At 69.9% G+C, this 7,612-nt stretch carries 3 protein-coding genes; 2 read left to right on the top strand and 1 reads right to left on the bottom strand.

Annotated elements, in window-relative coordinates; translation table 11 throughout:
• Positions 1–24 precede the first annotated feature (24 nt).
• Both G6O69_RS03455 and G6O69_RS03450 read left to right on the top strand, forming a co-directional pair.
• Positions 25–4,368 carry a type I polyketide synthase gene (locus tag G6O69_RS03455; protein WP_172302103.1) on the top strand — a complete coding sequence of 1,448 codons (4,344 nt, stop codon included), beginning with the start codon at positions 25–27 and terminating at the stop codon, positions 4,366–4,368.
• 33 nt (positions 4,369–4,401) lie between these two features.
• On the top strand, positions 4,402–5,643 hold the full coding sequence (locus tag G6O69_RS03450; protein ID WP_172302102.1) for a hypothetical protein: 1,242 nt from the start codon (positions 4,402–4,404) through the stop codon (positions 5,641–5,643).
• 38 nt (positions 5,644–5,681) lie between these two features.
• On the opposite strand, the gene G6O69_RS03445 is transcribed toward G6O69_RS03450, so the two are convergent.
• Complete coding sequence (locus tag G6O69_RS03445) at positions 5,682–7,601, bottom strand: hypothetical protein (protein WP_172302101.1); 1,920 nt, start codon at positions 7,599–7,601, stop codon at positions 5,682–5,684.
• Positions 7,602–7,612 lie beyond the last annotated feature (11 nt).

Genomic DNA, 7,612 nt, shown 5'->3' with positions numbered 1-7,612 from the left:
CGCGCGGAGTGCATCGAGATACGCATGGATAAGTCGGAGCTGTTGCGTCAGTCCTTGGCGAGGATTCAGGCCCTCAAGGCGCGGGTAGCCGAGCTCGAGGCGCCGCCCGAGCCCATCGCAATCGTGGGCATGGGCCTGCGCTTCCCCGGCGGCCTCGACGACCCGCGATCGTTTTGGGCAGGGCTGCGCGCGGGGGTCGACGTGATCCGCGAGATCCCCGAGTCGCGCTGGCCCGAGGGTCGGGCCGAGGCGCGCTTCGCTGGCATGTTGGATCGCGTCTACACCTTCGAGCCGGGCTTCTTTGGGATCTCCGAGCGGGAGGCGCGGATGATGGATCCGCAGCAGCGCCTGATGCTCGAGGTCGCCTGGAGCGCGCTGGCCGACGCCGGGCTGCCCCTGGACGTGGTCCGGGGCAGCCGCGCGGGCGTCTTCGTGGGCGCCTCGGGCTTCGACTGGGCGCTGCTCGCCTTCGCCGAGGCGAAGATCGACGCCTACGCTGCGACTGGATCCAGCCACGCGATCCTGGCCAACCGCCTGTCCTATCTGTGGGATCTGCGTGGGCCGAGCTTGAGCGTCGACGCGGCCTGTGCATCCTCGCTGGTCGCCCTTCACCTCGCCGTCGCGGCCCTGCGCCGAGGTGAGTGCGACCTCGCCCTCGCGGGGGGCGTGCAGCACCACCTCGTCCCGCACACCACCTTGTCGCTGGCGCGCTTCGGGATGATGGCCGCCGACGGGCGCTGCAAGGCCTTCGATCACCGCGGCGACGGCTTCGTGCGCAGCGAGGGCTGCGGCGTGGTCGCGCTGCGTCGGCTCGCGGACGTCGACCCGGCGCGGGATCGGATCTACGCGTTGATCCACGGCACGGCGATCAACCAGGACGGGCGCAGTAACGGGCTGACAGCGCCCAGCGCCCTCGCCCAGGCCAGGGTGCTGCGGGCGGCCCTGGCCGACGCGCGCGTGGAGCCGGCGCGCGTCGGGTTGATCGAGACCCACGGGACCGGGACCGCGCTCGGAGATCCGATCGAATTTCAGGCCCTCGCCGAGGTCTACGGCGGCGCGGCCGAGTCCCGCGGGGGCGTCGACGCGGGCCTGTGCGCGCTCGGAGCCGTGAAGACCAACCTCGGGCACACCGAGGCCGCGGCCGGGGTCGCGGGGCTGATCAAGACCGCGCTGGCGATCCACCACCGGGAGATCCCCGGCAACCTTCACCTCGAGCGCGTCAACCCCGACGTGGACATCGAGGGCACGCGCTTTTACCTGCCGCGCGAGGCCGCGCCCTGGTCCGGGCCAGGGCTCGCCGCGGTCAGCAGCTTTGGCTTTGGGGGAACCAACGCCCACGCGATCTTGGGCCCCGCGCCCGGGCACTTCGGGCAGGGCGAACACCAGCGAGCGGGCGTGGACGCGAGCGCCGGGTCGAGCCGCGCCCTCGTCGAGCGCCCGCGCCCGCTGCTGATCAGCGCGGCCACCCGCGAGGCCTTCTTTGCCCGGGTCGAGCAGCTGCGCGAGCGCGTCGAAGCGCCCGCGAGCGCCCTCGACGACCTCGCCTACACCCTGGCCGAGCGCAGCGCTCACCTGCCCTGGCGCGGCTACGCCGTGGGCGACGATCGCCAGGCCCTCGTCCGCGCCCTGAGCCTGGCGCACCCCGTCGAGGCCGGGCGCGCGCCGGCGCGGGTCGTGTTCCTGTGCTCGGGTCAGGGCGGCCAGTGGCTCGACATGGGCCGGTCCCTCGCGCGCTGGTCCGCGGCCTTTCGCGACGCCCTCGCGCGCTGCGAGCAAGCCATCGACGCGGTCGCCGGGTGGAGCCTCTCGGCCGCGCTCGCCGACGCCGACGAGCTCGCCCGGGTCGACCGCGTGCAGCCGGCGATCTTCGCCATGCAGGTCTCCCTGGCCGCGCTGTGGCGCAGCGCCGGCGTCGAGCCCGACGTGGTCCTGGGCACCTCCATGGGCGAGGTCGCGGCGGCGCAGATCGCCGGGCTGCTCGGCCTCGAGGACGCGGCGCGGGTGATCACCACGCGCAGCCGACTGATCGCCGAGCGCCTCGATCGCCCCGGGGCCATGGCCAGCGTCGCGCTCTCGGAGGCGGCGCTGCGCGAGCGCCTCGCGGGGCACGACGGCGACCTCGAGATCGCCGTCGTCAACAGCCCCGACAACGTCGTCGTCGCCGGCTCGCCGGGGCCCCTGGCCGCGCTCATGGCCGCGCTCGAGGGCGAGGGCGTGTTCACCCGGCGGATCCAGGTGGACTACGCCTCGCACTGCGCCCACGTCGAGGTCCTCGCCGAGGCCCTCGAGGACGCGCTCACCGGCCTGCGCCCCGGCGACGGCCCGCGGGTGCCGATGTTGTCCACGGTCACCCTCGAGTGGCTCGAGGACGCGACCGCGCCGCGCTACTGGCAGGCCAACTTGCGCGAGAGCGTGCGCCTGTGGCCGGCGCTGAGCGAGGTCCTGCGTCCGGGCGAGGACCTCTTCGTCGAGCTCTCTCCGCACCCGGTGCTCGCCGTGCCCCTCGAGGAGCCGCTCGCCGCGATCTCGCCGGCGGCGACGCTGACCTGCGGCATGGCGCGCGGGGGCGGGCCGGCGGCCTTCATCGAGGCGATGGCGAGGAGCTGGGCCCGGGGCGCCGCGCCCAGCTGGGCCGGGCTGTGGCCGGCCGCGGACGAGGGCGCGCCGGGGCGGGTGACGAGCCTGCCGCGCTACCCCTGGGCCGGGCGACGCTACGCGCCGACGGCCGCGCTCGAGGACCCGCGCGCGGGGGGGTCCTCGCCCGAGTCGGCGAGCGGCGCGGGCTCGCGCGAAGACAGGGACGAGGCGAGCGCGGTCGATGGCGCCGGCAGCTCGGCCGCCTCTGGCCTCGGCCTCGGCCTCGAGCAGCTCGTGCTCGAGACCCTCGCGGTCGAGCTCGGGACCCCGGCGCAGGCGCTGCGCATGGACGTGCCGCTGCGCGAGCTCGGCCTCGACTCGCTGATGGCCTCGCACCTGCGCGGGCGGGTGAAGGATCGCGGCGTCGAGCTCGGCCTGCTCGACGTGCTCCAGGCCGAGAGCATCGCGGCCCTGCTGGCGCTGGTCCGCGAGCGCCAGGCGAGGGGCGCGGTCGCGAGCGCGCCGGCGGGCGCAGCTGGCCGGGCGCGCCCCCTCGACGCCTGGTTCGTGCGCCCGCGCCCCAAGGCAGCTGCCGAGACCGAGACCGAGACCGAGGCCGAGGTGGTGCTCTACTGCGTCCCCTATGGCGGCGGCGCGGCGGGGGCCTTTCGACCCTGGGCCGAGCACATGCCCGCGTGGCTCGAGCTGCGCGCCGTCGAGCCGCCGGGCCGCGGGACTCGCCTGGGCGAGGCCTGGCCAGAGAGCTTCGACGCCCTCGTCGACGCCCTCGTCGAGGCGCTCCTCGCCGACCTCGTCGAGTTCGCGGCCAGCGGCCGCCGCTTCGCGCTCTACGGCCACTGCTCGGGCTCGCTCGTCGCCTTCGAAGTCGCCCGCCGCCTGGTCGCCGCGGGCAAGGTCCCCGCGCACCTGTTCGTGGCCGCCCTCGGCCCGCCCTCGCGCTATCGCCTCGACGAGCTCGTGGCGACGGTCGAGGGCTCCGGCGCGGCGCTCCACGACATGAGCGACGAGCTGATGATGGGCTTCTTGCGGGGCGTGGAATTTCAGGGCCTCGCCGAGCTCGAGCGCGACCCGCAGCTGCGCGACCTGGCCATGGCGACCATGCGCGGCGACAGCCAGCTGATGATGAGCTTCCGGCCGAGCGAGGGCGAGCCGCTGCCGGTGGCGATCACGGCCCTCGGCGGCGGCCGAGATCCCTCGCTCACGATCCACGACCTGTGGTCCTGGGCGACGCTCAGCGCCGTCGACTTCGACTGGTGGTGGTTCCCGGAGGGAAACCACTACTTCCACGCCGACAAGGGCGCGGCGCTGGCCGAGATCTTCGCGATCTTGCGCGAGGGCGCCTCGCACAGCCGGCCGCTGGACACCGGGGCGCTCACCCCCGTCGACATCGTGCGCGCCTTCCATGCGAGCTGGCCCGAGAACGCGGCAGCCAGCGCCACGCGCAGCGGGACCGCCAGCTTCATGGCCGATGACGCGTGGTGGCGGATCACCGACCTCGAGGGGCGTGTGCACGAGGCGCGCGGCCTGCCTTGGTTCGCTGCGCCGATCAGCTCCGTGCTCGCCTCGCCGCCGCCGGGTCTGGACCTCGAGGTCCAGCGAGGCGAGCAGAGCGAGGTGTCCACGGTCGACCTCGTCGCGCCGATCGTCTCGCGCGACGCCTCGGGGGCGCCGCGTCGGCTCTGGCACCGAGCGCACTACCGCGTCGCGCAGGGGCGGATCATCGGCGGCGAGATCGAGCTCTTGCGTCGCGGTGACGTCGACGAAGGCTGACTCGTCGCGATGCTTTCGTGCTAGCGTGGCCACGTGTTCTGGACGCGTGAGCTCGCGTCGTCGCTCGGCGCCGTGACCTTGGCTATCGGCTTGGTGTCGAGCTCGGCCTGCGCCGACGAGTCCAAGCCCTCGTCGACTCGCGCGGCCGCGGAGCCGCGCGGGGACCAAGCCGATCCGCTGGGCGAGGCGCAGGCGCAGGCGCAGGACCAGAGCGAAGACGAGGGCGACTCGGACAGCGAGAGCGAGGCCCTCGCCGAGGTCCTCGAGCTCGAGGTCGCGGTCCCCGAGGCCAAGGTCGGCGCCAACGTCCTGACCAGCCAGGGGGTCTCGCCCGCGCCCGTGACCCCGACCTGGACCGAGATCGCGAGCTTGGACGAGCCCGTCGACCTGCGCTACGTCGCCGCCGGGGTGATCGGTCGCGCGGGCGAGGTCTACGTCGAGCGCGACAAGAGCGGCGCGCTGGTCCAGCGCCCCGACCTCGAGATCCCCGCGGGCGAGCTGATCGGCTACTGGCCCAAGGACGCCTACCTCGTCCAGCGCGAGCTCAGCGAAGGCGGGGAGCCGCGCCTGCGCGTGCTCGCCTTCAACGGCGTGAACAAGTGGAAGGCGCTGGCCTACGAGGGCAAGCTGCGCTTCGTCGACCACGGCCAGGAATTTCAAAAGGGCTGGCGCGCGGGGCTGCTGGTCCGCGACGGCGCCAGCCTCGAGCGCCTGGGCAGCACGCGCTCGATCTCGCGGCTCGGTCCGCGCATGGGCAGGGAGGTCCTCGAGGTGATCGAGAGCGCCAGCGGCGAGCTCTACCACCTCAGCCGGCGACCGACCGGGGTCCACGCCCAGCAGCAATGTGGCACGCGCAGCTGCGTGGAGGAGCGGTCCAAGAAGCTGCCCTATGGGACGCAGTGGCGCTTTGGCCTGCAGGTCCCCCGCCTGCGCAACAGCCTCTCGCTCGTCGCCAGCTTCGAGGTCGACGACACGGTGGCCCACCACCTGCTCCACTACGAGACCGGCGGGTGGAAGCTCGAGGCCCTGGTGTTCGAGCCCAAGGGCCTGTGGCCCGCGCGAGACGGCGGCCTGTGGGTGCTCGTGGGCGGCAAGCTCCTGCACCGGGATCGCCAGGGCGCGTGGTTCGAGGTCGCTCTGCCCGAGGGCGCCGGGGACTTCAGCGTGGCCGTGACCCCCAAGCTCGACGAGCTGTGGCTGGCGGCCTCGGTGGGCGGGCGCGAGGTGGTGTACTCGACCCCGACCACGCTCGCGGACGACGACGCGGCACCCTGACCCGGCCACCAGCGAGCGGGGGGAGCCAGGGCCGTGCTTCAGCCATTGCTATCGCTAAACAGCGCCTGGAAGAGTGGGGCTTGTTGGGGGTTGGCGATGACCCACGCGCTGAGGTTCGCCAGGAGGTTGACCTCTCGAGCGGTGAGGTAGGTGTGGCTCGTTGGATACATTGGAAACTTGTCCTTGGAGATCAACTCTCCGACGTATTGCTGCACTTCAGTGGAGAGCTGCTCGTTCCACTGGTTGACGAAATTATTGTAGACCCAAACGACGGTCACCTGACGATTGCCTCGTACACCGAACCACTCGTTGCTCGAGACCGCCAGGCTCTGAGAGAAGACCGCGGGGGACTCGTTCGTGTGTCCCGCGGCGTTTCCACTGCTTTCCCATATCCCCTGGAGAAGCTCGGGGAAGCTTGTCGAGGGAAAGACCTGATTGTGGCGGAATATCGGTTGTTTTGGGTCGTCGTCGCCAGCGTAGAGTTTGTATCCGGTCCCTTTCTGGTATGGTTGGTATCCAAACAGCACGGGTATCTGATCCGAGATCATGACTCGGGTATTGGGGACCTCACTCCCGTCGGCGTTCAGGACGCCATGTGTCGCGGGCGCCAGGGGGTTGTCAGAGTTGACGCATGCGATGATGCTGTCAATGTCGTCGTAGGCGAGCATGCCGCAGATCCCCGTGTTCTCCAGGTCTCCTCCGTCGGCAAAGCGCTCCGGTTGGGGGGTGGGGGGGACGGCGTTGGCCAGCACGGACCAGTAGTCGTACTGGGGGACGAGGTTTCGAAGATCGCTGAGGGCTTGGCTCAGATCGGAGGTCGTAGTCGTCCCGTCAACGTCGTGCGTATCTCGGTTCATAGCGTAGTTCAATACTTCGACGATCGAGTGCGGGATCTTCTCGAGCTTGTGCTCGAACCACGTGCGAATGAGGTCCGCATGTTTTTCTAGCGCGTCATGAAAAGCCGCCTCGTCCTGCTGGTATGTCGTGAGTATGTTTTCGAGGACCTCTGCAAAGAAGGCGCTGCTCGTCCCGATCAGGTCGGCGAGCGCCCACTGACGGTTCTGGGAGACGGCCACGATCCCGTCGCTGGCAGGGCTGATGAGCTGAGAGTTGAATGCGAACGCCGTTGGGCCGCCGCCGCCTGGTTTTTGTCCGTTGCTGTCGAACGCGTCAGGAGAACCCACGATCGAACTGTAGTAAGGGGTCGACTGGACGGGCACGAGGAGTTCGAAGCTCCCGCTCGCGTCTGGCTTCGAGGTTACAAACATAGAAAAATTGCAGATTAGAAACGAGCGCGGCTTTTTGGTGGGATAGAGCGCGGCGGGGACGTCGCTCAGCGCCGGGTTTGGGATCGTGACATCCTTTGTGAGGGTTTCCGTATCCAAGGAGAAGAGGGAATTCCCCTTGTCTTGATCGTATCGATAAAGACCATAGGGCTCCAGCACATGTAGGCCGACAAGTGTCTGCCATATCATGGACGTTGGTGTCCCCATTTTCTTGAGGAGAACGGCCTGTACGACCAAAGCCTCGGGGGAAAACAACTTGTTTGCCGGGACCTTGCCGATGTTACCTTCGGGAAGTTCGTCTAGAACTTCTGCCGGGGAACTGTCGGGCCCAGCCGAGAGCACGAGCTGACCTTGGTCGGGGATGTAGCTGTTGAGATAGGAACTGTCGGAGAGACTGTCGTTCAAGAAGTGATAGGTCGCGCCCACCCAAGAGCCCCCGGAGACCGTTGACGTAGCCTTCACCTGTGAGAGCAAGCTCGCGCCGTTGGCCTGAAGATAGTCGAGGGCTCGTAGTTGACCCATCCCTGCGACCAGGGAGCGAGAACCTCCGCCGCTGATGCACAAACCGACGTTGCCTGGGGTCTTTCGGTTGGGGAAGAAGCTGTCTACACGATAAGGTGGTGTGTAGATGTTGGCGGTCAGTGAGTCGGTGGTTTTCTTGTTGGACGTCATTGTCTCGAGCC

The organism is Pseudenhygromyxa sp. WMMC2535, from assembly GCF_011083025.2.
The sequence above is the reverse complement of the archived record's forward strand: the minus strand, read 5'-3'. Positions and strand labels throughout refer to the sequence as shown.

Excerpts from the sequence above, each read along its gene's own strand:
- G6O69_RS03455 (WP_172302103.1), top strand. The coding sequence starts at position 25 with ATGGATAAGTCGGAGCTGTTGCGTCAGTCCTTGGCGAGGATTCAGGCC.
- G6O69_RS03445 (WP_172302101.1), bottom strand. The coding sequence starts at position 7,601 with ATGACGTCCAACAAGAAAACCACCGACTCACTGACCGCCAACATCTAC.